Genomic DNA, 24,833 nt, shown 5'->3' with positions numbered 1-24,833 from the left:
CCGTAACAAGCAAAGCCCTGGCTGGAGACAGTCAGGGCTTTGCTGTGTGGCACTGATTTTCTGCAATCAGGTGGTTTGCGCCGCGTCGTCGGTGTTCTGTTCGATCAGCAGGCGGCGGGTGGTTTTCAGCAAGCGGTCAGACAGTTCCGGGTCGCTGACGCTGCGCGACAGCAGCAGAGCGCCGATCATGGCGCTCAGAATCAGCACGCTTTGCTCATCGGCATGCTCAACGCTAAGGCCTGCTTCGATGTTTTTCAGGCGATCACGTATCAACTCATCGGTCACCGGACTGGGTGCACCGCGTTGGCCCAGTTCGGCAGACATAGTCGGTAAGGGGCAGCCATCGCCCGGATTAGCGCGGTGAGCGGACGAAAGATATCCGCTGATCAAGCGAGCCAGCGGTTGATCGCTGTTGGCCATCTCGCTGGTAGTGGCTGCCAGCTTTTCCGCGCTGTGGCGTAGGGCTGTTTCCACCAGCTCATCTTTCGACTTGAAGTGGGCGTAGAAACCGCCATGGGTCAGGCCCAGAGTCTTCATCAGCGGCTGCAGGCCGGTGGCGCCGACGCCGTCGCGGCGGAACAGGCGCGCAGCTTCTTCGATGATGCGCTGATGGGTCTGGGCTTTGTGGTCTTCGGAATAGCGCATGGAGTACCTGGCCGCTGGTTTCAGATGTTGCCTGCCATCTTACTCGCTTCGACCCGGTGTTTCAGTGCTGGGTGCAGGCGCTGCTCCGGGCATGCTGAGAATCAGGCAGGTGGTTGAGCCGACGGCGTACAGGCGGTCGTCGACATCGTAGATACGCCCTTCGGCCAGCGCGGTGGTGCGGCCGATATGCACGATGCGGCCTTCAGCGCGAATTGGCCCGACCTTGGTGCTGAGGGCGCGGATGTAGCTAATGCGCAGATCAGTGGTGGTGTAACCCTGGCCGCGCTGCAACTGGGTGTGGATGGCGCAGCCCATGCAGGAGTCGAGCAGGGTGGCCGCATAACCGCCGTGCACGCTGCCCAACGGGTTGTAGTGGCGCGCATCGGGCGTGCCCTGGAAGACGAAACGCCCGGATGACCATTCCAGCGGGACAAAATCCAGCAGATGGCCGATGGGCGGCGAGGGCAGTTCACCGCGGCCTATGCCGTCAAAGAATTCCTGCGGCAGCAGTTCGCTGACCTGCGCCAGGCTCATGCTGCCGGGTGCGCCAAGGTTGGAGCGCATGGCCTGTTCGGCGGCGAGCCATTCGGCCAGTTTTTCTTCGCGTGATGGGATGCTCATGAATCAGGCCTCGTCGGTTAGTGGCTTTAAAATTACAAGCGTAATTTAATTATTTATATTATGGTTGAAATATTAGTGTTCGGCGAGCCACGCCAGCCCGTGATTACAGGACCCACGCCCATGCCTCCCTATCCCTTGCCGTCGCGCAGCCTGCTGCTGATTCTGGTGGCCCTGACCGCCCTTGGAGAGATTTCCACCCAGCTGATCATCCCCAGCCTGGGCGTTATCGAGCTGATCATGAACGCGCGCCCCGGCAGCAGCCTGTTGGCTTTATCGGCCTTCGTCGCAGCCTTTGGGCTTGGTCAGTTGTTGCTCGGCCCGCTGTCGGATCGCATTGGCCGGCGCCCGGTGCTGGTCGCCGGGCTGTTGGTCTATCTGCTCGCCACGTCATGGATGCTGCTGGCCAGCAGCATGGGCGAGTTTATTGCCGCCCGCGTACTGCAAGGGCTTGGGGCGTGCGCTGCATTAGTGCTGGCGCGGGCCATCGTCCGCGATGTATGGCAGACGCAGGCGGGGCCTGCATTGGCGCTGACGGTGATTGGCATGCTCTGCGCCATCGTCCTGTCGCCGATGCTGGGCGGCGTGCTGACGCTGTATGGCGGTTGGCGCGCTCCGATTGCCTTGGCACTGCTGATCGGTATTGCCATCGTTTGCGCGGTAACCGTCTTGTACCGCGAGAGCAATCAGCAACTCGACCCGCAAGCCGGGCAGTTGAGCCGTTTGGCGGGTAACTATGCCGATCTGCTGCGCGCCGCTTCGTTCCGCGCGCTGGCTCTGACGTTGGCCTGCACCTATGGCGCAATGTTCGCGGTGATTGCAGGCTCTTCCTCCGTGTATATCGGCCTGCTCGGGCTGAGCCCCGCGCAATATGGCATCACCTTCGCGGCAATTGTTTCGGCGCTGATCGCCGGCGCGTTGTTCACCCAACGGCGCATCCTGCAACTGGGCCCCGAGAAGATCGTCAGCATAGGCGCGGCGCTGGTAGCGACCGGTGCACTGACCACGCTGGCGATTTATCTGCTGTTTGGTTTGTCATTGCTCGGCCTGTCGTTACCCCAGGTGTTGGTCACCCTGGGCGGCGGTATGTTGCTGCCGGCATCGGTGGCTGGCGCGGTGATCCCCAATGCTCACCGCGCCGGTCTGGCTGCAGGTTTTATGGGCTTTGCGCAAATGGCCGGCGCCACCTGCAGTGGCGCCTTGCTCAGCCTGCTGGCGGATGGCTCGGCTTGGCCTATGGTGTTGCTGAACAGTTTATTCGCCGTCGCGGCGTTCTGCGCTTTCCACCTACTGCGCCCACGGCCGGCAGCGAACGTGGCGCTGGTTCGCTAAACCCTAGGAGCAACTCCATGACCAACTATGACGTACTGATCATCGGTGGCGGTCCTGGCGGCTATAACGCCGCCATTCGTGCAGGGCAACTGGGCCTGAAAGTCGCCTGTATCGAGGGGCGCGAGACGCTGGGCGGCACCTGCCTGAATGTTGGCTGCATGCCGTCGAAGGCCTTGCTGCATGCTTCGGAGTTGTACGAGGCGGCGACCAGCGGTGAGCTGACTAACCTCGGTATCGAGGTCACGCCGAGGCTCAATCTGGCTCAGATGATGAAGCAGAAAGACGAGAGCGTAACGGCCCTGACCAAGGGCATCGAGTTTCTGTTTCGCAAGAATAAGGTCGAGTGGATCAAAGGCTGGGGTCGTTTGAATGGGCCGGGCAAGGTCACGGTTACCCTGGCCGATGGCAGCGTACGCGAACTGCAAGCCAAGGACATCGTGATCGCCACCGGCTCGGAACCGACGCCACTGCCTGGTGTGACGATTGATAATAAGCGCATCCTCGACTCAGCCGGTGCGCTGGCTCTGCCCACGGTGCCCAAGCATCTGGTGGTGATCGGTGCCGGTGTTATCGGCCTGGAACTGGGTTCGGTGTGGCGACGTTTGGGCAGTGAAGTGACAGTGGTGGAGTACCTCGACCGTATTTGCCCCGGCCTGGATGATGAAACCGCGAAAACCCTGCAGCGCACCCTGAGCAAGCAGGGTATGAGTTTCAAACTGGCAACCAAGGTCAGCGCCGCCAAGACCACGACCAAAGGCGTAACACTTGATCTACAGCCCGCCGCTGGCGGCGAAGTCGAGCAACTACAGGCTGACTATGTGCTGGTCGCCATCGGTCGCCGCCCTTATACCGCCGGCCTGGGGCTGGAAACCGTCGGCCTGGCCACCGACAAGCGCGGCATGCTGGAGAATCAGCAGCACCGCAGCAGCGTGCCGGGTATCTGGATTATCGGCGACGTCACCTCCGGGCCGATGCTTGCGCACAAGGCCGAAGATGAAGCCATCGTGTGTATCGAGCGCATCGCCGGGCATGCTGCCGAAGTTAATTACGGCGCGATTCCCGGGGTGATTTACACCAAACCGGAAGTTGCCACCGTGGGCAAGACCGAGGAGCAGTTGAAGGCCGAGGGGCGCGCCTACAAGGTCGGCAAGTTTCCCTTTACCGCCAACAGCCGGGCGAAGATCAACCACGAGGCCGAAGGCTTCGTCAAAGTGCTGGCCGATGAGCGCACCGACCAGATTCTTGGCGTGCATATCATCGGCCCCAGCGCTGGCGAACTAATCGGCGAGTACTGCGTGGCCCTGGAGTTCAGCGCCTCAGCCGAAGATATCGCGCTGATCTGCCATCCGCACCCAACCCGCTCGGAAGCGCTACGCCAGGCGGCGATGAGTGTGCATGGCTGGGCCATGCAGGCCTAAGTCTACTTACAGTCTGCTGCGCGTCGGCCCTGCTGCGTTAAAAGCAGGCTCGGAATGCTCATGTACAAAAGTACACTCCGCTTCCTTGCCTGCTTTTGCCTTGCATGGCTCTAGCTCGCAAGACTTCAAAAAGATTCTTAAAGCCCCAAAGCATTACGTGCCAAAGCGTTGCAGCTGCATTTCCTGCAACCGGCTTAGGCTGCGGCGAAAGGCGAAGCTCAGGAAACCCTCGGTATAGAGTTCGGCGAGCGGCACTTGGGCTTCGAGGTACAGCGGCACCTTGCGGTCGTAGCACTCATCGACCAGGGCGATAAAGCGCCGCACGCTGTCATCCTTGACTGACAGGGCAGGTAGTTGCCGATCACCGGCCTGCACACGCTCAACCGCATCTTCGGTGCCTCGGGCGATCTTCGCTGCGCGTTGTGGGCTGCTCAGGTTCGGCACCTCGCTAAGCAGAATGGCCTGGAAACGGTCGCACAGGGCGATAAAGTCCGGCGCGGCCAGGGGCTGTTCGCACAAATCGGCAAAACGGCACCAGAGCACTCCATCGCAGTGACGCAGGGCCTGCACGCTGCGGTTCCCAAGGGTTAGGGGCTGATCACTGCTGGGTTTGCCTGCGGCCAACTGGCTAAAAGTCCGGCTCAATACGCTGGGCAGCCCAGGCGTGGCGACCCAGTAACGAGTATGCGCGGTGCCTGGGTGGAGGCGATGGTCTTCCTCACCGTTGATGCTCACCACCTGCATATGCCGTTGCAGGGCAGCTACCGCAGGCAGAAAGCGCTCGCGGTTAAAACCCTCGGCATACAGCAATTCTGGCGGCTGGTTGGAGGTGGCGACCAGCACCATGCCCTGCTCGAACATCACCTGGAACAGACGGCCGAGAATGATCGCGTCGCCAATATCGCTGACAAATAGTTCGTCGAAGCACAGCACGCGTACTTCATTGCTTAGCTCCACGGCCAGCGCCTGCAGAGGGTCCGGCGTACCCGTGAGCTGAAACAGGCGCATATGCACCCAGCGCATAAAGTGGTGAAAATGCTGGCGCCGTGCCGGGACCTTCAAGCCTTTGTAAAAGCTGTCCATCAGCCAGGTCTTGCCACGGCCAACCGGCCCCCACAGATACACACCGTTGATTGGATGCACCGGTGTGGCCTGGTGTAAGGCCTGATGACAATCGTGCAACGCCTGGGCAGCCTGCCACTGCGCCGGGTCGGATTTAAAACCGTCGCGGTCGATAGCCTGTTGGTAGGCAGCGAGCGGAGAACTGCAATCCATCAACGCGCTCCGATGCGTTTGTGCATGCATGCCGCGCTGGCGGGGCAGAGGTTAGAAAACTCTGCCGTTTGGCGAATTACCTCAGGCACGTCAGCCCGATCAAACAAGCTGTAGCCATGGCGGGTAAAGAACGCTTCTGCGGTATTGGTCAGCAGGTACAGCTCACGTACGCCCAGTTGCTGTGCATAGGCTTCGATCTCGGCGACCAGTGCGCCGCCATAACCCTTGCCGCGCGTAATTGGGCTGACCACCAGTGAGCGCAGCAGCGCTACCTCATCGTATGGTTGTAGGCCAATCAGCGCTTCAAGTGCGTGCTCCGGGCCGCTGGCGATAAAGTGGGCGAAGTGCTCAGCCTCAAGATCAGCAGTCGGCAATCCGGCAGCTGCCAGCAGCGTTTTGGCGGACTCAGTCGGTGGGTTACGGTAAAAGTTCATGGGCGTCCATCTGGGCGAAACAATCGGATCAGCACAGCGCTGGCACTTTACCCGAGCGCATAGCAAAAGACCCACAGGTGTGGGTCTTTTGCATTCAACCGAGCGCTATCAGCGCCAGTTGAGAATCGGCCAGCCGGCCTGCTGCGCGTGCGCAAGCAGCGTGGGGTCGGGGTTGACCACATAGGGTTTGTCGACCACCTGTAGTAGCGGCAGGTCGTTGCGTGAGTCGGAGTAGAAGTAGGCGCCATCGAGCACTTCGCCTTGTTCCTGCAGCCAATCACGCAGGCGGCTGACCTTGCCTTCGCGGTAGGTCATGACGCCCTGAGTACGGCCGCTGTAGTGGCCATGTTGAACTTCCAGATCGATGGCCAGCACTTCCTCGATCTTTAAACGTGCGGCAACGGCGCTGACCAGGAAATGCGCTGAGGCGGAAATCACCAGTACCCGGTCACCGGCGGCGCGGTGGTTGGCCAGGCAACGGGTGGCGTCGCTGTAGAAAATCGGCTCGATCACGTCTTCGACAAAGGGCTCGACCACATGGGCGACTTCTTCCGGCGTGCGACCCACCAGTGGCGACAGGGTGAAGGCCATATAGTCCTCCATGGCCAGCTCGCCGGCAGCGTATTGGCGCATCAGCTCCTGTTCATGGGCGATAAAACTGTCGGCGTCGGCCCAACCGAGTTTGACCATTTCCTGGGTCCATAGGCTGGCGCAGTCGCCGCCGATCAGGGTTTCGTCCAGGTCGAAAATTGCCAGGGCCATCAGGCCACCTCACAGATAGCGTTGTCTTCAATGTTCAGGTTGATGTGCTGGCCACGGGCGTGCAGGTCAGCGGGGGAGCGATTGAGTACATCCACCAGCAGTTCGACGCCACGGGCTTCGACGCTGTAACGGATTACGTTGCCGAGCAGGCGGTGGCTGCGAATGTGTCCTTCGATGCTGCCTTGTGCGCCGATCTGGATAGCCTCCGGGCGAATCGCCACGCGGCTATGGATCGGCCGCAGCAACAGGCGGCTGGCGGCATCGGCGTCGAGCAGGTTGTAGTTGCCGATGAAACCGGCGGCAAAGGCATCGGCCGGCGCGGTGTAGAGGGTTTCGGCGTCGCCGCTCTGGACGATCTTGCCGCCGTTCATCAGGAAGATGCGGTCGCTCATGACCAGCGCTTCTTCCTGGTCATGGGTGACGAAAATGGTGGTCAGGCCCAGCTCCTGCTGGATGTTGCGGATCTGCTCACGCAGGTGCTTGCGGATACGTGCGTCCAGCGCTGACAGCGGCTCATCCAGCAGCAGCAGGCGCGGGCGGGTGACCAGCGAGCGTGCCAGGGCGACACGTTGGCACTGACCACCTGAGAGTTGCGGTGGGTAGCGGTTGGCAAAGTCATTCAGCTCGACCAGTTCAAGTACGTCCTTGACCCGTTGCTCAGCCTCGCTGCCTTTGACCTTCTGCATGCGCAAGCCAAAGGCGACGTTTTGCTGCACGGTCATGTTGGGGAACAGCGCGTAGCTCTGGAACACCATGCCGATGCCACGCTTTTGCGGGGCAACGGGTACCAGGTCTTCGCCGTCGAGGAGGATCTGCCCGCCATTGACGCTGGTTAATCCGGCGATGCAGCGCAGCAGGGTGGATTTGCCGCAGCCAGATGGGCCGAGCAGGGTGATGAATTCGCCCTTGGCAATTTCGCAATTGATATCGCTGAAAATCGAGGTGGCGCCGTAGCTTTTATGCAGGCCTTGAATACTCAGATAACTCATGACTTGTCCTTATTCAGGCGGTTGGCCGCCCAGGTCATCAGCAGCACGAACATAAAGTAGGAAATCACCAGGGCGCTGGTGAAATGACCACTGTCGTTACGCATGTTGTAGAGGTACACCTGCAGGGTCTCAAAGCGGCTACCGACCAACAGGTTGGCAAACACGAACTCGCCAAAGAGGAAGCTGAAGGAGAGGAAAATCGAAACCATCAGGCCCTTGCGCAGGTTGGGCAGCACCACCATAAAGGCCGCGCGCCAAGTGCTGGCACCCAGCAAATGGGCGGCGTCCATCAGGTCGCGCAGGTTGATCGCCTGCAGGTTGTTGCTGATCGCGCGGTACATAAACGGCAGGGCGATGGTGAAGTAACAACCAATCAGGATCCACGGCGTGCCGAGGATCGGCAGCGGGCCACCGGCAAACAGCTGCATCAGGCCCACTGACGAGACCACCGGCGGAATGGCGAACGGCAGCAAAATCAGCACATTCATCACCGCGTCGAGCTTGGGGAAGTGATAACTGACCACGAACAGCAGCGGCAGTATCAATACCAACGACAAGGCCAGTGCGGCAAAGCACACCAGCAAAGAGCGGCCGAAGGCAGACAGAAAGCGCGCATCGGTCCACAGCGCCACGTACCACTTGAAGGTCAACCCGCTGGGCAGAATGGTCGCCGACCAGCTGGTGGCCAATGAGTAGATCAGGGTGCCCAGCAGCGGCATAAGCAGAATCAGCATCAAGGTGTAGACCACCAGCTGATGGAACAGCGGGGAGCGTTTTTCAGCGTGGGACATGGTAGCTCCGGCGCAACAGCCATTGGTGAACGATGGTGATCAGGGTCATCAGGCCGACCAGAATCATTGCCAGGGCACTGGCCATATTCGGGTCGAGGAAGATGTCGCCGGAGACCATGGCGGCAATACGGATCGGCAGAATATTGAAGTTGCCGGTGGTCAGCGCATACACCGTGGCATAAGCGCCCAGGGCGTTGGCCAGCAAAATAACGAAGGTGCCGAGCAGTGCTGGGGTCAGCACGGGGATGCCGATATGCCGCCAGAACTGCCAGTTGCTGGCGCCAAGTAACTCGGCAGACTCGCGCCAGTCTTCACGCAGGGCATCGAAGGCCGGATAGAGCAGCAACACACCCAGGGGAATCTGGAAGTAAGTGTAGAGCACGATCAAGCCGGTCTTGGAGTAGAGGTTGAAGTCCTCAATGATCCCCGCCTGCTTGAGCAGAATGGTCAGTGCGCCGTTAAAACCCAGCAGGATGACAAAGGCAAACGCCAGCGGTACGCCAGAGAAGTTGCTGGTCATGTTGGAAAACGCCATGACGAAGTCGCGCAGCTTGCTGTCGACCTGGCGCAGCGAGTAGCTACCAAGGATGGCGATGCTGATGCCAATCAAGCTCGACCAGAACGCCACCTCCAAGCTGTGGCGCATGGCCTGGCGATAGAACGGTGAGGCAAAGGCCTCGCTGAAGTTGCCCAGGCTCCAGCCCTCGCTGGTGTGCAGGCTGTTGCTGGCCACCCAGAGCAGCGGGGCGATTTGAAAGGCGATAAAGAACAGGGCAAAGGGCAGCAGGCAGAGCAAGGCCAGCCATTTGCCGCGCAGGGCAGGTATCACGATAAAAGCTCCCGGCACACAGGTTTGTCGTGGGCTACGCCGAGCAGCTCACAGACCGTACCGCACAACTCCAGCTGTTTGGGTTGGGCGTTGGGGTCAAGGCTGAACGCGCTGCCGAGTACCAGCAGCGGCACTTCACGCTCTTCCGGCAGCAGGCCGTTGTGCGAGCGGTCGTTGTTCATACCATGGTCGGCAGTCACCAGAATCTGATAACCCGCATCCAGCCAGGGCTGAATGTATTCGGCCAAGTGCACATCGGCCATACGTGCGCTGTTACGGTATTGCGCGCTGTCGAGGCCATGTTTGTGGCCGGCATCGTCGATATTCATCGGGTGCACCAGCAGCAAGTTGGGCGCATGGCGCTGACGCAGGCTGTCGGCATCGGCGAACAGGTGCGAGTCGGGGTAGTGGTCGACGTAGTAAAAGTGGCCGTACTGGATAGGCAGCGCCGCATCGCTGGTATGGCGATCACGGGCGGCCTGGAAAGGGGAACGGTTATACAGCTCGCTGACCCAGTGATAGGCCGCTGCCGCAGTAACCAGTCCAGCGTCACGGGCGTAGTGGAACATGCTGCGCTGGGTCGACAGGCGCGATACAGCGTTATTGACGATGCCGCTATCGATGGGCGCAACACCGGTCAGAATCGCTTCATACAGCGGGCGTGACAGGGCCGGGAGTTCACAGTCGAGCTTGTACAGCGCGGCGCGTCCGGCTTGGCAGTAAGCCTGCAGATGCCCCAGCGCATGCTGAGCCACCTGATAGCTCAGGCCATCCAGAACCACGAGGATGACGTTGTGCGACATGATTTAAAGCCTTAGCAACCGAATCGGCCCCGGCGTATGCCGGGGCCAGATTGCGTTAGTTCATATTGATGATGACGTGTTCTTGCCACAGACGCGGCAGAGCTTTGGAGGTGGCTTCCCAGACGGCAGCATCTTTGATCGGCTGGACCTTGGCATATTGCGCCTGCGGCAGCAGCTTGGCTTGCACGTCGGCTGGCAGGGTCAGGTGTTCAGCACGAATCGGGCGGGCATTACCTTTGGCCAGGTTGATTTGGCCAGCGTCGCTCAGGATGTACTCACGCGCCAGTTTGGCGGCGTTGGGGTTTTTTGCCCACTTGTTGATGATGGTGCTGTAGCCCGAGATAACTGAACCGTCGGACGGGATCAGCACTTCGAAGCGTTCTGGATCAATCTGGTCGCGGTAGGACAGGCCGTTGAAGTCCCACACCACGCCGACTTCCACTTCACCTTTTTCCAGGGTCTGGATAGTTGGGTTGGCCAGCGACAGACGGCCCTGCTTGGCCAGCTCACCGTAGAATTCCAGTGCTGGTTTGACGTTGCTTTCATCACCACCCATGGCGATGGCGGCGGCCAGGACACCGTTAACAGCTTGTGCGGCGGTGCTGACATCGCCGGCGGAGACTTTGTAGGTGCCTTTTTTCAGGTCAGCCCAGGAGTGCGGGATGTCCTTGACCAGTTGCTTGTTGACGATAAAAGCGATGGAGCCGGTGTAGGCGAGCATCCAGTGACCGTCGGTATCTTTGGCCCAGGCTGGAATCTGTTCCCAGGTGCTCGGCTTGTAGGCTTGGGTAACACCTTGCTGCACAGCGATGGGGCCAAAGGCCGCACCGACGTCGCCGATGTCGGCAGTGGCGTTATCTTTTTCGGCGGCGAATTTGGCAATTTCCTGGGCCGAGCTCATGTCAGTATCCATGTGCTTGAGGCCGTACATTTTCTCCAGGTCAACCCAGGTATCTTTCCAGTTGGCCCAGGTGTCCGGCATACCCACACTATTCACCGCGCCTTCCGCACGTGCCGCTTTTTCCAGTGCTTGCATATCCATGTCGGCAGCCATGGCAGAGGTTGCCAGAGCAATGGCCGAGCCCATCAGTGAAGCCATCAGCAGTTGTTTCATTGGAAACTCCTTTGCGATTTAGGTATGTGCGGTGAAAAGTTCTGGTCTAGATCAGCAAGACCCAGGCCAATTTAAGCTTGTTAAATGACAGTTTTATGTACGTTGGTCATTTACCGGTTCGATCCCGGGTGCACAAACTGGCGCACCACTAGCGTAGACCATCAACAAATTCAGTTATGTGTGGCATACAGGCTAAGGTTTATAGGCTTTTACAGTGACTGAAAGAAAGTTGTCATGGCTTGGTCATCAAGACTGCTTAAACTTGAAACATGATTTTTATGGCTGCACAGACAGATTTATGCCCCTAAATAGGGCTGGACTAGTCCAAATTTGGAGGTCTTGATGCGCGATGAAGCGCCACGGGCAGTCACTGCTATATGCCGGGCATTGGAAGAGCAGATTGAACATGGCTTGTTACCGTCGGGCAGTCAGTTGCCGGCAGAGCGCAAGCTTAGCGAGGTGTTCGACACCACACGGATTACCTTGCGTGAGGCGCTGGGCCAGCTTGAGGCCCAGGGGTTGATTTATCGCGAGGAGCGTCGTGGTTGGTTTGTTTCACCACCACGCGTGGCTTACAACCCGCTGGTGCGTAGCCACTTCCACGCCATGGTCGGCGAGCAGGGGCGTGTGCCTGCCACCGAAGTGCTGAGCGCGCGGCTGATTCCGGCCAGCGCCGAGATCTGCCAGCTACTGGCGTTGCCGGCGCTTTCTAGCGTCTATCAGATCCGCCGTGCGCGACGTATCGATGGTCGGTTGGTGCTGTACGTCGAGCACTACCTCAACCCGAATTACTTTGCCGGCATTCTGGATTTCGACCTGACCCGTTCACTGACCGAGTTGTATGCCAGCGAATACGGCATTCATTACGGCCGGGTGCGTTTCGATATGGTGCCCACGGCTTTGCACAGCGAAGCCGCGTCAGCATTGAAAGTAGCGGTGGGCAGCCCGGCGCTACGTATCGTGCGGATCAACCGCGATCAGCATGGCCGCTTGATTGATTGCGACCTGGAGTTCTGGCGCCACGACGCCCTGCATGTGAGCGTCGAAGTACCTGAGTGATTTAGCGACCTGGCGGCCACTCGTCATGGGTGGGTAAATCGGCGCTTGCCAGCCAGGGCCTGTCGTGGCTGGTCCAGATGTGTTGGGCAGGGCGTTCGCCGGGGTCCTGATCCAGCGTTGCCACGCGGATGATCACATGCGGCTGGGCAGGTCGTTCAGCCACTAGCTGAGAGCCGCAGACCGAACAGAAGTGGCGTAGCTTGCCCGGCGAAGACTCATAGCTGGAGAGCTTGTCTTCACCACGCAGCCAGCGAAAGTCCTCCCGCAGCACGCCAGCCGTAGTGGCGAATGCGGCGGCATGAGCTTTCTGGCATGTTAGGCAGTGACAGTGGCCAATGGGCTTATCCAGGCGTGCGACGCTATAGGCCAGCGCACCGCACAAACAGCTACCCGTCAGCATCACGGCAACTCAGCGCTGGCGTAAAACGCCGTCAGCACTTTCACCAGATGCGCCAAGTCATGGCTGCCGGCCAGTTCGCGGATCGAGTGCATGGCGAAGGTCGGCAGGCCGATATCCACGGTGCGTACGCCCAGCTGGCTGGCAGTGATCGGGCCTATGGTCGAGCCGCAGCCCATGTCGCTGCGGGTAACGAAGCTCTGTACCGGCACTTCATTTTCCAGGCACAGATGACGGAAGAATCCGGCGGTTTCGCTGTTGGTGGCGTAGCGCTGGTTGCTGTTGATCTTGATCACCGGCCCGGCGTTGAGTTTGGGGCCATGGTTGGCATCATGCTTGTCGGCGTAGTTGGGGTGTACGCCATGGGCGTTGTCGGCCGAGACCAGCAGCGAGCGTTGAATGGTACGCACGAAGGCATCGCCGTCCGGCAGCACGCGGCGCAGCACCTGTTCGAGCATCGGGCCGTCGGCGCCGCACGCCGAGCAGGAGCCAACTTCCTCGTGGTCGGTACACACCAGCACGCAGCTTTCTTCATCTGGCGCCGCCAGCAGCGCCTGCAGCCCGGCGTAGCAAGACAGCAGGTTGTCCAGCCGTGCGCCGGCGATAAAGTCGCCATTCAAGCCAATCACCGCAGCACTTTGCGTGTCGTAGAAACTCAGCTCGTAATCGAGCACCGCATCGGCGCTGAAGTCATGCTCACGGGCCAGTTGGTCGGTGATCAGCGCGCGGAAGTCGGCCGGTTCATCGCCGGCTATCTGCGCGAGGATCGGTGGCAGCTCGTTCTGTTGGTTGATCGCCCAGCCCTGGTTGGCTTCACGGTTGAGGTGAATGGCCAGGTTGGGGATCACTGCAATGGGGCACTGAAAGTCGATCAGCTGGCTTTCTACTTTTCCATCACGGCGATAGGTAACGCGCCCGGCCAGGGACAGGTCGCGGTCGAACCAGGGGGCCAACAACGCGCCGCCGTAGACTTCTACACCGAGCTGGAAGAAGCCCTCACGCTGCAACTCCGGTTGCGGTTTGACCCGCAGGCAAGGGCTGTCGGTGTGCGCGCCGACCAGGCGAATACCACCTTCCAGCGGCGCGCGCTTGCCCAGTTTGAAGGCGATGATCGAGGAGTCGTTGCGCGTAACGTAATAACGACCGCCGGACTCGGTGTGCCAGCTGGCGCGCTCGTCCAGGTGCTGAAAACCGGCCGCTTCAAGGCGTTGAGCCAGGCTGGTGGTGGCATGGAAAGGGGTTGGCGAGGCCTTGAGGAACTCGATCAGGCCTTGATTCAAATCTTCGCGCATAGGGCACTCCAGACGGCAATCGGCCGAGTTTAGCGGATTTGCCTAGCGCTTTGGGTTGCCGCGCTCGACAGATCAGCGCGCGATGCTGATCAGGCTCAGCAGATAACCGTCGAACTCGGCGAATTGGCCTTCGAGTTCGCTACCGGCGGGCCAGTCGGCGTGCAGGTCGATCAGCAGGCGCATGCGCACTTTATTGTCGACGTCGACGCTGAGCAGTTCGGCATCCTGAAAGTAGAAGTGCTGCAATACCTGCGGGTAGAGCGCTTTGAACAGGCTTTCCTTGAGCGAGAAGGTCAGGCTGATGCGTTGCGCGCGCTGCTCGCTCGGCAAGGCTTCCAGGCGGAACAGCTCGGCTGGGGTAAGAATTTCCCCAGCCAGGCGTTCGGCGCGGCTGGCCGGCATGATCTGCTCGATATCCAGTCCGAGACCACGCCAATCCGTGCTTTTGCCGACCACGGCGCCGGCCCAGCCGCTGCCGTGGGTGATGGAGCCGACCATTCCGACCGGCCACTGCGGCGCGCGATCTTCACCAGAAGCGGGAACTGCCGCTGTACCGGTCACGCGCAGCAAGGCTTCACGCGCACACAGGCGGCCGGCCAGGTATTCGGTCTGGCGTTTAGCCACGCCGCGCACCGGCTCGATGGTGCAGCGGCTGAAGTCCGCCATATCCAGCAGCTCTGGAGTAAAGAGGGTGCTGATCAGCTGCACCGCCGGCAGCTTGTGCGGCAATGGCCAGTGGTCATTCAGCGGGCTGCAGCAGGATGGCAAGTAGGCTGTATTCATCGGCCTATTCTGCCGCGCGGCGTTTGGTACGGCCAGCCGGCGCGGGCGTTTACATTTCTTTGCAAAGCCGCAACAAAGCTAAACGGAGTTGCCGAGACTTTTTTGCCACACTGCGGCATGCGTTTCTTCGGGGACGCAGGTGAGGTTGTAGCTGGCATAGGCGTAAGGCTTGTTCCGGCATTTCTCTGAGAATGAGTACGGGAGCCCGTTTGGGCTCCCGTTTTTTTATGGCTTCCATTCATGGCAGGCACGCCTTGCGTGCCCACCTTCGATCATGCCGAGATCACTGGGTAGGCGGTGAGGGATGCCGAGCTGTGGTCGCTATGCCACCCGCGCCGAATGCGTCTTTTCTCGCCTGCCAGTCAGGCTACTTCCAGTACCCTGGTAGAACAAAAAACTGCAGCCGCCGCTGACGAACGGCTTTTGTCGCCAAGTGGCTGCTCTTGCGCAGCACAACGGCTATGCACCCCGCGCAAAACCAGCGTTGCTGGCTGCGTGCTAATCTGCCAGGACGGCCGATTTAGAGCCTTTTTGTGAGCTTGCCGATGCCTGCTGTCGATTCTTCTGCGCATCTGATGCGCGGCACTGCTGCCTACCGGCGCGCGACCCTGGCGCTGTTCTGTGCCGGGTTTGCCACCTTTGCCTTGCTTTACTGTGTGCAGCCGTTGTTGCCGCTGCTGGCCGCGCATTTTTCCGTGTCGGCGGCGGGCAGCAGTCTGGCGTTATCGCTGACCACCCTGAGCCTGGCCGTCTGTCTGCTGGTCTCCGGTGCACTGGCCGAGAGCTGGGGGCGCAAGCCGGTGATGGCGGCGGCCCTGGGCCTCGCCTCGCTGTTGGGAATCGCTTGCGCGCTGGTCGATAGCTGGGAACATCTGCTCTGGCTGCGCGCTTTGCTTGGTCTGGCCCTGAGCGGATTACCGGCCTTGGCCATGGCCTATGTCGGCGAGGAGTTCGACCCCAAAGCACTGCCGGCGGCGATGGGCCTGTATATCGGCGGCACGGCATTGGGTGGCCTGCTTGGGCGTTTGCTGGCTGGCTTGCTTAGTGATCTTGGTGGTTGGCCGTTGGCCTTGGCCGGGATTGCCGGTATGGGTTTGCTGGCGCTGGGGCTGTTTGTCTGGCTGCTGCCGCCATCACGGCATTTCACCGCGCAGTCGCTGTCGCTACGCGGCCTGCTGGGCAACTTTGCTATGCATTTGGGCAACAGCGAATTGCGTCGTCTGTTTCTGCTGGCGTTTCTGTTGATGGGTGGTTTTGTCGCCTTGTTCAACTACGTCGGCTTTCGCTTGGCAGCTGCGCCGTTCAACTTGTCTTCCAGCCTGATCGGCCTGCTGTTTACGGTGTATCTGGTCGGTATTTTCAGCGCCGGTTGGGCGGGGCGACTGGTGCCGCGCATGGGCGCGCGTCAGGTGATGCAGGGTGGTATCGCCATCATGCTGCTGGGTGTGGCGCTGTGTGCCACGCCCTGGCTGAGCGCGGCGGTGGCGGGCCTAGCCCTGTTTACTCTGGGCTTCTTTGCCGCCCATGCGGTGGCCAGCGGGCAAGTGGGGCAGCGCGCGAATGGCGCCAAGGCGCAGGCTTCAGCGTTGTACCTGTGCGCCTACTACCTGGGCTCCAGCGTGATTGGCTATGCCGCCGGGTATATCTGGGAACATGCCGGCTGGCTGCCGATGCTCGCGGTATTGGCCGCGTTGTTTATGGCGGCCGGGGCCAGTGTGCGCAAGCTATAAGCGCTTCGCGGGGCTGAGCTAGGCGCCCGCGTCGCTCCTACACGAATGCGGCGGGCAGCAGGTGGTTCAGCGTTTGTTCAGCAAGGGTTCAGTGGGCGTTCAGCTAGGGGTAGGCAACATGGACCTCGAGTTAAACAACACCGACTAATCACTGAGGACAACACCATGAACCGCACTCTTAGCAAACTGGCCCTGGCAACTTCCCTGACCTTCGCTGCGGCTGCGGCCAATGCCGGCGACAACTTTGTTGGCCTGACCTGGGGTCAGACCGACAATAACATTCAGAAATCCAGCGCGCTCAACAGCAACCTGAACAACCCCAAACTCGGCAAGGTAATTTATGACACTGGCACCTGGGGCTTGCGTGCCGGCCAAGTCAGCGATGCAAATCGTTACTACATCACCTACGAGAATGTCTCGGAGCCCCATAGCGGCTATAAGCTGCGTCAGCAGAACCTGCTGGGCAGCTACGATGTGTTCCTGCCGGTTGGCGGCTACAACACCAAGCTGTTTGGCGGCGCCACCGCTGGCCTGGTCAAGCTGGAGCAGGAGAGCAAAGGCTTCGAGCGTGACAGCGATATCGGCTTTGCCCTAGGTCTGCAGGCTGGCATTCTTCAGGGTATCGGCCAGAATGCCTCGATTGAAGCCGGCTACCGCTACCTGCGCACCAATGCCAGCACCGAAATGGCGCCACACGGCGCAGGCAAGGCTGGCTCGCTGGACCTGCACAGCAGCGGCCAGCTGTACCTGGGTGCCAACTACAAGTTCTAAGCAGGTAGGCCAAAAGGGCCGGGCACCATGCCCGGCCGCTTTATTGGGGGAATGTGCAGGATGAAACTGTTGGTCGTGGAAGATGAAGCGTTGCTGCGTCACCACCTCTATAGCCGGCTGGGCGAGCAGGGCCATGTGGTCGATGCCGTGGCCAATGCCGAAGAAGCCCTGTACCGCGCTACCGAATACAACCATGACCTGGTGGTGATCGACCTCGGTCTGCCCGGCATGAGCGGGCTGGACCTGATTCGCCAGTTGCGCAGTCAGGACAAAAGCTTCCCTATTTTGATACTCACCGCCCGTGGCAACTGGCAGGACAAGGTCGAAGGCTTGGCCGCCGGTGCCGATGATTACGTGGTCAAACCCTTTCAATTTGAAGAGCTGGAAGCGCGCCTGAACGCTTTGCTGCGCCGCGCCTCGGGCTTTACCCAGGCGAGTATTGCCGCCGGGCCGCTGCTGCTCGACCTCAACCGTAAGCAGGCGCTGCTTGATGGCCAAGCCTTGCAACTGACGGCCTACGAGTACCGCATTCTCGAATATCTGATGCGTCACCAACAGCAGGTGGTGGCCAAGGAGCGGTTGATCGAGCAGCTCTATCCGGATGATGAAGAGCGCGACCCCAATGTGATCGAAGTGTTGGTCGGCCGCCTGCGCCGCAAACTCGAAGGTCAGCTGGATTTCAAACCCATCGAAACCGTGCGCGGTCAGGGCTACCTGTTTACCGAGCGCTGCCTATGAGCGAGACCGAACGGAGCAAACCGGCCGGCCGCCGTCGTGGTGAGTCCCTGCGTCTACGGCTGATGCTCGGTACGGCGGTGCTGGCGGTACTGTTTATGCTGGCGCTGCTGCCGGCCTTGCGCGGCGCCTTTGTTATCGCTCTGGAGCAGTCCATCGAAAAACGCCTGGCTTCAGATGCTGCCGGGCTGGTATCAGCCGCACGTACTGAAAACGGTCAGCTGACCATGCCCGACAAACTGCCGGCTGAGGAATTCGACAGCCTGGAAGCCAAGCTGTTGGGCTTTATCTACGACCGCCAAGGCACGCTGGTCTGGCAGTCGCGTTCCTCGCTAGATGAAAGCGTCAGCTACCGACCGCGCTACGATGGCCGTGGCCATGAACTTCTGCGCACTACCGACCGCGAAGGCCGTGAATTCTTCGTGTATGACGTGGAGATCGACCTGCTGCGCGGGCAAAGTGCCGCCTTCAGCGTGGTGACCATGCAGCCGGCCAGTGATTACCAGGCTATGTACGACGGCTTTATGGGCCAGCTCTACCTCTGGCTTGGCGGCGCATTACTGGTGCTGCTCGGCCTGCTGTGGTTTGGCCTGACCTGGGGCTTTCGCAGCCTGCGCGGGCTGAGCGCCGAGCTGGATCAGGTGGAGGCGGGTACCCGCGCCGGCCTGAGTGAGGAGCACCCACGCGAGTTGTTACGCCTGACCGGCTCGCTCAACCGCCTGCTTGAGAGTGAGCGCCAGCAGCGTGAACGCTACAGACACTCGCTGGATGATCTGGCGCACAGCCTGAAAACCCCCTTGGCGGTGCTACAAAGCGTGGCCGAGGTGATCAACAAGCAGCCGCAGAACCGCGAGCAGTCGCAGGTGCTGCAGCAACAGATCGAACGTATGAGCCAGCAGATCGGCTATCAACTGCAGCGCGCCAGCCTGCGCAAAAGCGGCCTGATCCGCCACAGCGCACACCTAGCGCCCCTGCTCGATACCCTCTGCGGCGCGCTGGACAAGGTCTACCGCGACAAGCAGGTGCAAATGCTGCGCGGCTTTGCCCCTGAGCAGCACTTGCCAATAGAACGCAGCGCGCTGCTGGAGCTGCTCGGTAACCTGCTGGAAAACGCCTATCGCCTGTGCCTCGGTCAGGTACGCGTGAGCGTGCACCAGCAGGGCGGTGTGCTTGAACTTTGTGTGGAGGACGACGGCCCCGGCGTGCCGGTTGATCAGCGTGAGCGTATCCTGCGCCGTGGCGAGCGGCTGGATGCTCAGCATCCGGGGCAGGGCATTGGTACGGCGGTGGTCAAAGACATTATCGAAAGCTACGGCGGTGAGTTGCTGCTGGAGGATTCGCAGTTGGGTGGGGCGAGTTTTCGTGTGCGCCTGAGCGACTGAGGCATGTCGCCGGCCATTTGGCAGGGGCTTTAGCTGGTGGCTAGTTTTTGCTGTTTTGTAAAGCACATCTAACTTCGCGGGTGGGCCCATCGAGCCGCAAAAAATTCCCGTTGAGCGAAGACATTTATGGGCTGACCAATTTGCTTGAAATCGGTCAGCCCAAATTGCTTATTGAGCAGGTGGAGTACGTTTAAACGGGTAGGCGAGTTGCTTAAGCATGCCTTTTGGCAGCTCTTTGCCGAATACGCCATAACGCGTTGGCCATTCCTTCGGCGGTAGCTTAAATGTGCCGAAAAGCATGTCAACTAATGGGGTATGGATCGCGTAGTTCTTATAGATGTAATCAATGTGTCGGGCATGATGCCAGTGGTGGTAACGAGGTAGTACCAGGATGTAGTTCAGCCAGCCGCCATCAATCTTGACGTTCGCGTGCGCTAATACAGCTTGCACACCAATCAAGATCACATAGGCATTCATCGCTTCTGTAGAGAATCCAAGCAGCATCAACGGCACCAGTACGCCGGTGCGGGTCAGCAGTACTTCTGCAAAGTGAACTCGTGAGCCGGCAAGCCAATCCATGGCTGTGCTGGAATGATGCACCGCATGGAATTTCCACATCCATGGAATGACGTGGTACAGACGATGCAGCCAATACTGGCCAAGATCAGCAACAAATACGGCCATTACAAACTGAACGACTATAGGCAGGCTGCGAACGGTCTCTTGAAGCGTGTCGGACACAGCCCAACTGGCGAGGAAACTGGATGAGGCTGTGACGAAGATCAGGATGAATTGCACAGCCATGTGACTGACGAAGAAGTAGCACATATCTGTTCGCCAATGTGGGCGCAAGATGTGTAACTCAGGGTCTTTGGCGTAAAGCTTTTCCAGGGGAATAAAGACTATCGCCGAGACCAGCAATGCCAAAATGAACCAATCTAGGCCAAGCGAATATGGCGAGTGGCCAATGGTGTCGAACTGGATATTACTGCCGCCCAGGAGCAAGGCCGCTCCCGAGGTCAGCATGCCGGTGATGCCAAGGCGTTTACGCTTGTTAACCAAGATGTTGAGGGTGCCCAAGCCAAAGGAGCAGGCTAAACCGATCAGCAGCGCGGAGCGCGCAAATTGCTCGCTGTAGACTTTACGGAACTCTGCAAAAGTCAGCCATTCTGGAAATAGAAAGCACAACACAGCCAGTAAACTGAGGATCCCGGTTGTCGCTGAGATATAGCCACTAATGCGGCCTTCTCCGATCCGAAACGCATCAGACCCATGGCGGTCGAAGTACGCTTTTACTGTTTGAATGAGCATGCACTGTTCTCCTTGTGCGCATTTTGAGAATCAGATGCCCGGTATATCTGATTCATCACAGTTAAAACTCAAGAGCGCTAAAAGCTTTGCAGTTTTTTGCTCTACGATTCGAGCGTTCTAGGGTAGCCAGATAGTGCCCAGTCACTTCGGTATCAGCAATTTTCAAAAATGGTCGCAGGTCACACTGTGAGAAAAATGCGCTGATTAATTCATGCGGAAAATGCCTTGAGGGCTCTGCATGCAAACATTCAGCATTACAGGTGTTTTGATCTGCATCCTCCAATGCCGAAGCGCACTAAAATATTTCATCCTTCCTGCGCCCGATAAGCCCCCGGCGTTAACCCGGTCCATTTTTTAAACGCCCGATGAAACGCCGACGGTTCCGAGAACCCCAGCTGCTCGGCAATATCCTGAATCGCCAACTCATCGCGCCCCAGGTGGTAAATCGCCAAATCCCGGCGCAGGTGGTCTTTGAGTTCTTGAAAACTCGAGCCCTCCTCGCGTAAGTGCCGGCGCAGGGTTTGCGGGCTCATATGCAGTTGCTGGGCAACGGCATCCAAATCCGGCCAGTTGCTGCAGTCGCGGCCGAGCAGGCGGCGGATTTGGCTGATCAGGCTGTCGCCGCCATCCGGGCGGGCGAGCAGGTCGGCGGGGGAGTGCTGGAGGAATTGCTTGAGGGTGCGTTCATCCTGCAGCAGTGGCATGGCCAGGTAGCGCGCATGGAATAGCAGGCTGGTGCGGCCGGCCGTGAAGCGCCGGGTGCATGGGAATAGCAGTTCGTATTCGCCTGCATGGGCGGGTTGACTGTAGGTGAAGGTGGCTTCTTCCAGACGGATGCGTTGGCCGATCAGCCAGCTGCCGAGGCGATGCCAGATCACCAACAGGCTTTCCACCAGAAAGTGGTCGGGGTCCCACAGGGTTGAGTCGTCCACGCTGAGGCGGGCCCAGTCGCCTTCGCGCTGGATGCTGATGGCCGGGGCTTCGGGAAACAGGCTATAGAACAGCGCGCCACGGCCCAGGGCTTTTTCCAGCGAATGGCAGTGGATGATCGCGTAACACATCATGGCAAAGGTGCCGCGCTTACTGCGCAGGCGGCCGAAGCCGAGGTATTCGTCGTCGAGGCTTTCCCACAGCAGTTGCACCAGGCGGGCGAACTGTTCGGGGGCGACCCGTGCGCGCGGTTCGTCGAGCAACGCCGGCTGAATACCCAGTTGGCGCAGCAGCGGCGTGCAGTCGTGGCCTTGACGTTCGGCGCCGCGCAAGGCAGCGCGGACAAAGTGGCTGGCGATGGTGCGTTCGCGCATGACGGCTCCTTGAAAGTACGCCGATGGTAGGCAGCTCACTGCGCCGCCGACAAGCCGGTCGAGCGATTGGGTCAATCCAGGCTGAGCGCATGGGTCATTGAGGCGGCGGGGGCGTGGGGCCTAACCTGCTGCACGACTTCAGCTCAGGGAGCACACCCGCATGCAGCGCCTTATTTTCGACACCGAACACAATATGTTCCGCGACGCTTTTGCCGCCTTTCTGAAAAAGGAAGTAGTGCCGCATCAGGATGAATGGGAAGCGGCCGGTGTGGTCAGCCGCGAGGTGTGGAAAAAGGCCGGCGACATGGGTTTTCTGCTGCCTTGGGCGGATGAGGAGTACGGCGGCGCCGGACTCAAGGATTTCCGCTACGAGCAGATCATGTGTGAGGAGCTGGCGAAGATTAACGAGCCGGGTTTTATGCTGCCGCTGCATTCGGCGTTGTGTGGTCCCTATATCGCTGAGTACGGCAATGCCGAGCAGAAAGCGCGCTTTATGCCAGGCATCACCAGCGGTGAGCTGATTCTTGCGGTGGCGATGACCGAGCCGAGCGCCGGTTCCGACCTGGCGGGTATGCGCACCAGCGCGGTGGATCAGGGTGATCACTACGTGCTCAACGGCTCCAAGGTATTTATCTCTAATGGTCTGTTGGCCGATGTGGTGATCGTGGCAGCGAAGACCGATCCGGCCAACAAACACGCCATGGGCCTGTTCCTAGTCGAGCGCGGGATGGAAGGTTTTGAGCGCGGCAAGAACCTGGAAAAACTCGGCATGAAGAGCCAGGACACCGCCGAGTTGTTCTTCAATAACGTCAAAGTGCCCAAGGCCAACCTGCTGGGCGACGCCAAGGGCGGCTTCTTCTACCTGATGAATATGCTCGCTCAGGAGCGCCTGACCAACGCTTGCGGCGCGGTGGCGGCGGCCGAGGCGGCGCTGCAGGTGACCATTGATTATGTGCGCGAGCGCAAGGCCTTCGATCGGCCGATTTCGCACTTCCAGAACACCCGATTCAAGCTGGCCGAGATGCGCACGCAGATCGACGTGGCGCAGGTGTTTGTCGACCGCTGCGTGACGGACCACAACGAGAAGAAACTCACCCCGGAAGTGGCCGCCGAGGCCAAGCTGTTCACCACCGAACTGCTGTGCAAGGTGGTCGACGAAGGGGTGCAACTGCACGGTGGTTGGGGTTATATGTGGGAATACCCGATCTGCAAGATGTACGCGAACGCGCGCATCCAGCGCATCTTCGCAGGCACCTCGGAGATCATGAAAGAGATCATCAGTCGTGGGATGAAGCTTTGATAGATGGCTGATGGCTAAATCGAGGCGCGACAGACAATAACAACAAGAGGTCTGCACATGGACGAACAACTGCCTCTGGAGCGCCTGGCGCTCTGGGTTGAGAAACGCCCTGATGCGGTTTGGCTTAGCCAGCCGGTCAATGGCCAGTGGCATGATTTCACCTGGGCACAGGTGGATGATCAGGCGCGGCGCATGGCCATGGCCTTGCAGGCCATGGGCTTCGCGCCGGGTGATCGGGTGGCGCTGCTGGCGAAGAACTGTGCCGAATGGATCATCGCTGACCTGGCGATCATGCTCGCTGGGCTGATCAGCGTGCCGCTGTACCCGCTGCAGTCGGCCGAGAGCATCGACTATGTGCTGCGCCATTCGCAGTGCAAGGCGATCTTCCTCGGCAAGCTGGATGAGCCGGCCAAGCTTGCGCCGGGCATTTCGGCCGACGTTATCCGTATCGCCATGCCGTACCCGACCATCGAAGCTAATCACGGTTGGCATGCCTTGCTGGCGGCGCATCAGCCGTTGGCCGTGGCGCATCAGCAGGCACCTGATGCCTTGCTGAGCATCCTCTATACCTCCGGCACCACCGGTCAGCCCAAGGGCGTGATGCTCTCGGCCAAGGCCTTTACCATTGCCGGCGGGCGATCGGTCAAGGAGCTGCAGATTACCGAGCAGGATCAGTATTTTTCCTACCTGCCGCTATCGCATGCCGCCGAGCGTTTTCTGGTGGAGATGAATGCGCTGTACAGCGGTGGGCGGGTGGCTTTTGTTGAGTCATTGGAGACCTTTGCCAGCGATTTGCGCCATGTGCGGCCGACCGTGTTCTTCTCCGTGCCGCGCTTGTGGACGCGCTTTCAACAGGGCGTGCTGGAGAAGCTGCCGCAGCCCAAGCTGGCGCGGTTGCTGGGTATTCCGCTGATTGGCGGCCTGGTCGCGCGCAAGATTCGCAAGGGTTTGGGCCTGGATCGCGCGCGCATTCTGGTCAGCGGCGCGGCGGCGATTCCGCGTGCCTTGCTCGATTGGTATCAGAGCATCGGCATCACCATCTGCGAGGGCTACGGCATGACCGAGCACCTGGCCTATGGCTGCTTCAATCGTCCGGGGCAGGTACGCTTCGGCACGGTGGGCCGGCCGATGCCGGGCAATGAGTTGCGCATCGCCGAGAATGGCGAGATTCTTCTGCGTTGTCCGAGCCTGATGCTGGGCTACTACCAGGACCCGGAGAAAACCGCCGAAACCATCACCGATGGCTGGCTGCACACGGGCGACAAGGGCGAAGTGGATGCCGCCGGTTACCTGAAAATTACCGGGCGGGTGAAGGACATCTTCAAGACCAGCAAGGGCAAGTACATCGCCCCGGTACCTATTGAAGGGGAGATCGCCAAGAATCTCTGGGTTGAGCAGGTGTGCCTGATGGGCAGCAATCTGGATCAGCCTCTGGCACTGATCGAACTGTCGCCCGCAGCCCGTGAACAAGCCCGCGAGCACGTGGCGGCCGACCTCGCGCAGACCCTACAGCAGCTCAATACCCAGCTGCAGCCGCATGAGCGGCTTAGCCACTTTGTATTGGTGAGCGAGGCCTGGACCGTTGACAACGGCTGCATGACCCCAACCATGAAAATTCGCCGTAACGTGCTGGAAGCGCGCTTTGCCGAGCAGCTAAACGAGCTGGATGCCAAGCAGCCGCTGCATTGGCAATAGCTGCACTGCGTAGCATGGGGTGGGCTGCTAGATGAGCGCAGCGATAGCCATCGGCGTTAACGAT

The 24,833-nt window shown here is 59.9% G+C and carries 24 protein-coding genes; 9 read left to right on the top strand and 15 right to left on the bottom strand.

Annotated elements, in window-relative coordinates; genetic code table 11:
• Positions 1–66: 66 nt before the first annotated feature.
• The gene (locus ACIGEK_RS12645) at positions 67–645 is read right to left on the bottom strand and encodes a TetR/AcrR family transcriptional regulator (protein ID WP_397493646.1); all 579 of its coding nucleotides are present in this window, start codon (positions 643–645) and stop codon (positions 67–69) included.
• Between the two features lie 39 nt (positions 646–684).
• Positions 685–1,266, bottom strand: coding sequence for a PaaI family thioesterase (locus ACIGEK_RS12640; protein ID WP_397493645.1), 582 nt, complete (start codon positions 1,264–1,266; stop codon positions 685–687).
• Between the two features lie 120 nt (positions 1,267–1,386).
• Here ACIGEK_RS12640 and ACIGEK_RS12635 point away from each other — a divergent pair, with 120 nt between their 5' ends.
• Together ACIGEK_RS12635 and lpdA are read left to right on the top strand one after the other, a co-directional pair.
• A complete protein-coding gene (locus ACIGEK_RS12635; protein ID WP_397493644.1) occupies positions 1,387–2,595 on the top strand; it encodes an MFS transporter in 1,209 nt (402 codons plus the stop codon).
• Between the two features lie 17 nt (positions 2,596–2,612).
• Positions 2,613–4,013, top strand: coding sequence for a dihydrolipoyl dehydrogenase (lpdA, locus tag ACIGEK_RS12630; RefSeq protein ID WP_397493643.1), 1,401 nt, complete (start codon positions 2,613–2,615; stop codon positions 4,011–4,013).
• A gap of 153 nt (positions 4,014–4,166) precedes the next feature.
• Here lpdA and zapE read toward each other — a convergent pair whose 3' ends face one another.
• From zapE to ACIGEK_RS12590, 8 genes are all read right to left on the bottom strand, one after another.
• The gene (gene zapE, locus ACIGEK_RS12625) at positions 4,167–5,288 is read right to left on the bottom strand and encodes a cell division protein ZapE (protein WP_397493642.1); all 1,122 of its coding nucleotides are present in this window, start codon (positions 5,286–5,288) and stop codon (positions 4,167–4,169) included.
• Complete coding sequence (gene arsN2, locus ACIGEK_RS12620; protein WP_397493641.1) at positions 5,288–5,722, bottom strand: arsenic resistance N-acetyltransferase ArsN2; 435 nt, start codon at positions 5,720–5,722, stop codon at positions 5,288–5,290. Before arsN2 ends, zapE begins: the two co-directional genes overlap by 1 nt.
• Before the next feature lie 108 nt (positions 5,723–5,830).
• Positions 5,831–6,484, bottom strand: a complete 654-nt coding sequence (locus tag ACIGEK_RS12615) for an HAD family hydrolase (protein ID WP_397493640.1) — start codon at positions 6,482–6,484, stop codon at positions 5,831–5,833.
• On the bottom strand, positions 6,484–7,473 hold the full coding sequence (locus ACIGEK_RS12610; protein WP_397493639.1) for an ABC transporter ATP-binding protein: 990 nt from the start codon (positions 7,471–7,473) through the stop codon (positions 6,484–6,486). Before ACIGEK_RS12610 ends, ACIGEK_RS12615 begins: the two co-directional genes overlap by 1 nt.
• Positions 7,470–8,264 (bottom strand): ABC transporter permease, encoded by a 795-nt coding sequence (locus ACIGEK_RS12605; protein ID WP_322950522.1) that lies wholly within the window; start codon positions 8,262–8,264, stop codon positions 7,470–7,472. The genes ACIGEK_RS12610 and ACIGEK_RS12605 overlap by 4 nt, the downstream gene beginning before the upstream one ends.
• Complete coding sequence (locus ACIGEK_RS12600) at positions 8,251–9,090, bottom strand: ABC transporter permease (RefSeq protein ID WP_397494012.1); 840 nt, start codon at positions 9,088–9,090, stop codon at positions 8,251–8,253. The genes ACIGEK_RS12605 and ACIGEK_RS12600 overlap by 14 nt, the downstream gene beginning before the upstream one ends.
• Positions 9,090–9,896: an alkaline phosphatase family protein gene (locus ACIGEK_RS12595; protein ID WP_397493638.1), complete on the bottom strand. Its 807-nt coding sequence runs from the start codon at positions 9,894–9,896 to the stop codon at positions 9,090–9,092. Before ACIGEK_RS12595 ends, ACIGEK_RS12600 begins: the two co-directional genes overlap by 1 nt.
• Before the next feature lie 55 nt (positions 9,897–9,951).
• A complete protein-coding gene (locus tag ACIGEK_RS12590; RefSeq protein ID WP_397493637.1) occupies positions 9,952–11,010 on the bottom strand; it encodes an ABC transporter substrate-binding protein in 1,059 nt (352 codons plus the stop codon).
• A 342-nt stretch (positions 11,011–11,352) separates the two neighbouring features.
• Here ACIGEK_RS12590 and ACIGEK_RS12585 point away from each other — a divergent pair, with 342 nt between their 5' ends.
• Positions 11,353–12,069: a UTRA domain-containing protein gene (locus ACIGEK_RS12585; RefSeq protein WP_304865229.1), complete on the top strand. Its 717-nt coding sequence runs from the start codon at positions 11,353–11,355 to the stop codon at positions 12,067–12,069.
• A 1-nt stretch (position 12,070) separates the two neighbouring features.
• Here the strand turns inward: ACIGEK_RS12585 and ACIGEK_RS12580 are convergent, their stop codons facing one another.
• From ACIGEK_RS12580 to ACIGEK_RS12570, 3 genes are all read right to left on the bottom strand, one after another.
• Positions 12,071–12,469 carry a GFA family protein gene (locus ACIGEK_RS12580; protein WP_397493636.1) on the bottom strand — a complete coding sequence of 133 codons (399 nt, stop codon included), beginning with the start codon at positions 12,467–12,469 and terminating at the stop codon, positions 12,071–12,073.
• Positions 12,469–13,758, bottom strand: coding sequence for a M18 family aminopeptidase (locus ACIGEK_RS12575; protein ID WP_397493635.1), 1,290 nt, complete (start codon positions 13,756–13,758; stop codon positions 12,469–12,471). Before ACIGEK_RS12575 ends, ACIGEK_RS12580 begins: the two co-directional genes overlap by 1 nt.
• A 72-nt stretch (positions 13,759–13,830) precedes the next feature.
• A complete protein-coding gene (locus ACIGEK_RS12570; RefSeq protein WP_397493634.1) occupies positions 13,831–14,541 on the bottom strand; it encodes a 4'-phosphopantetheinyl transferase in 711 nt (236 codons plus the stop codon).
• Between the two features lie 545 nt (positions 14,542–15,086).
• On the opposite strand from ACIGEK_RS12570, the gene ACIGEK_RS12565 reads away from it, so the two are divergent.
• The 4 genes from ACIGEK_RS12565 (at position 15,087) to ACIGEK_RS12550 (ending at position 19,159) form a co-directional block, all read left to right on the top strand.
• Positions 15,087–16,271: an MFS transporter gene (locus ACIGEK_RS12565; RefSeq protein WP_397493633.1), complete on the top strand. Its 1,185-nt coding sequence runs from the start codon at positions 15,087–15,089 to the stop codon at positions 16,269–16,271.
• A 165-nt stretch (positions 16,272–16,436) separates the two neighbouring features.
• Positions 16,437–17,042 carry a hypothetical protein gene (locus ACIGEK_RS12560; RefSeq protein WP_397493632.1) on the top strand — a complete coding sequence of 202 codons (606 nt, stop codon included), beginning with the start codon at positions 16,437–16,439 and terminating at the stop codon, positions 17,040–17,042.
• Positions 17,043–17,102: 60 nt separating this feature from the next.
• Positions 17,103–17,780 carry a response regulator gene (locus tag ACIGEK_RS12555; protein WP_397493631.1) on the top strand — a complete coding sequence of 226 codons (678 nt, stop codon included), beginning with the start codon at positions 17,103–17,105 and terminating at the stop codon, positions 17,778–17,780.
• Complete coding sequence (locus ACIGEK_RS12550; protein ID WP_397493630.1) at positions 17,777–19,159, top strand: ATP-binding protein; 1,383 nt, start codon at positions 17,777–17,779, stop codon at positions 19,157–19,159. Before ACIGEK_RS12555 ends, ACIGEK_RS12550 begins: the two co-directional genes overlap by 4 nt.
• Before the next feature lie 168 nt (positions 19,160–19,327).
• Here ACIGEK_RS12550 and ACIGEK_RS12545 read toward each other — a convergent pair whose 3' ends face one another.
• The gene (locus ACIGEK_RS12545; protein WP_397493629.1) at positions 19,328–20,470 is read right to left on the bottom strand and encodes a sterol desaturase family protein; all 1,143 of its coding nucleotides are present in this window, start codon (positions 20,468–20,470) and stop codon (positions 19,328–19,330) included.
• Between the two features lie 305 nt (positions 20,471–20,775).
• A complete protein-coding gene (locus ACIGEK_RS12540; RefSeq protein WP_304865211.1) occupies positions 20,776–21,774 on the bottom strand; it encodes an AraC family transcriptional regulator in 999 nt (332 codons plus the stop codon).
• Between the two features lie 160 nt (positions 21,775–21,934).
• Here ACIGEK_RS12540 and ACIGEK_RS12535 point away from each other — a divergent pair, with 160 nt between their 5' ends.
• Together ACIGEK_RS12535 and ACIGEK_RS12530 are read left to right on the top strand one after the other, a co-directional pair.
• Positions 21,935–23,074 (top strand): acyl-CoA dehydrogenase family protein, encoded by a 1,140-nt coding sequence (locus tag ACIGEK_RS12535; protein ID WP_397493628.1) that lies wholly within the window; start codon positions 21,935–21,937, stop codon positions 23,072–23,074.
• A 57-nt stretch (positions 23,075–23,131) separates the two neighbouring features.
• Positions 23,132–24,769, top strand: a complete 1,638-nt coding sequence (locus ACIGEK_RS12530; protein WP_397493627.1) for an AMP-binding protein — start codon at positions 23,132–23,134, stop codon at positions 24,767–24,769.
• Positions 24,770–24,833: the final 64 nt, after the last annotated feature.

The sequence above is a fragment of the Pseudomonas sp. NPDC079086 genome (assembly GCF_044542155.1).
In the GTDB taxonomy this organism is placed as follows: domain Bacteria; phylum Pseudomonadota; class Gammaproteobacteria; order Pseudomonadales; family Pseudomonadaceae; genus Aquipseudomonas.
This window is presented reverse-complemented; position numbering and strand designations above follow the sequence as displayed.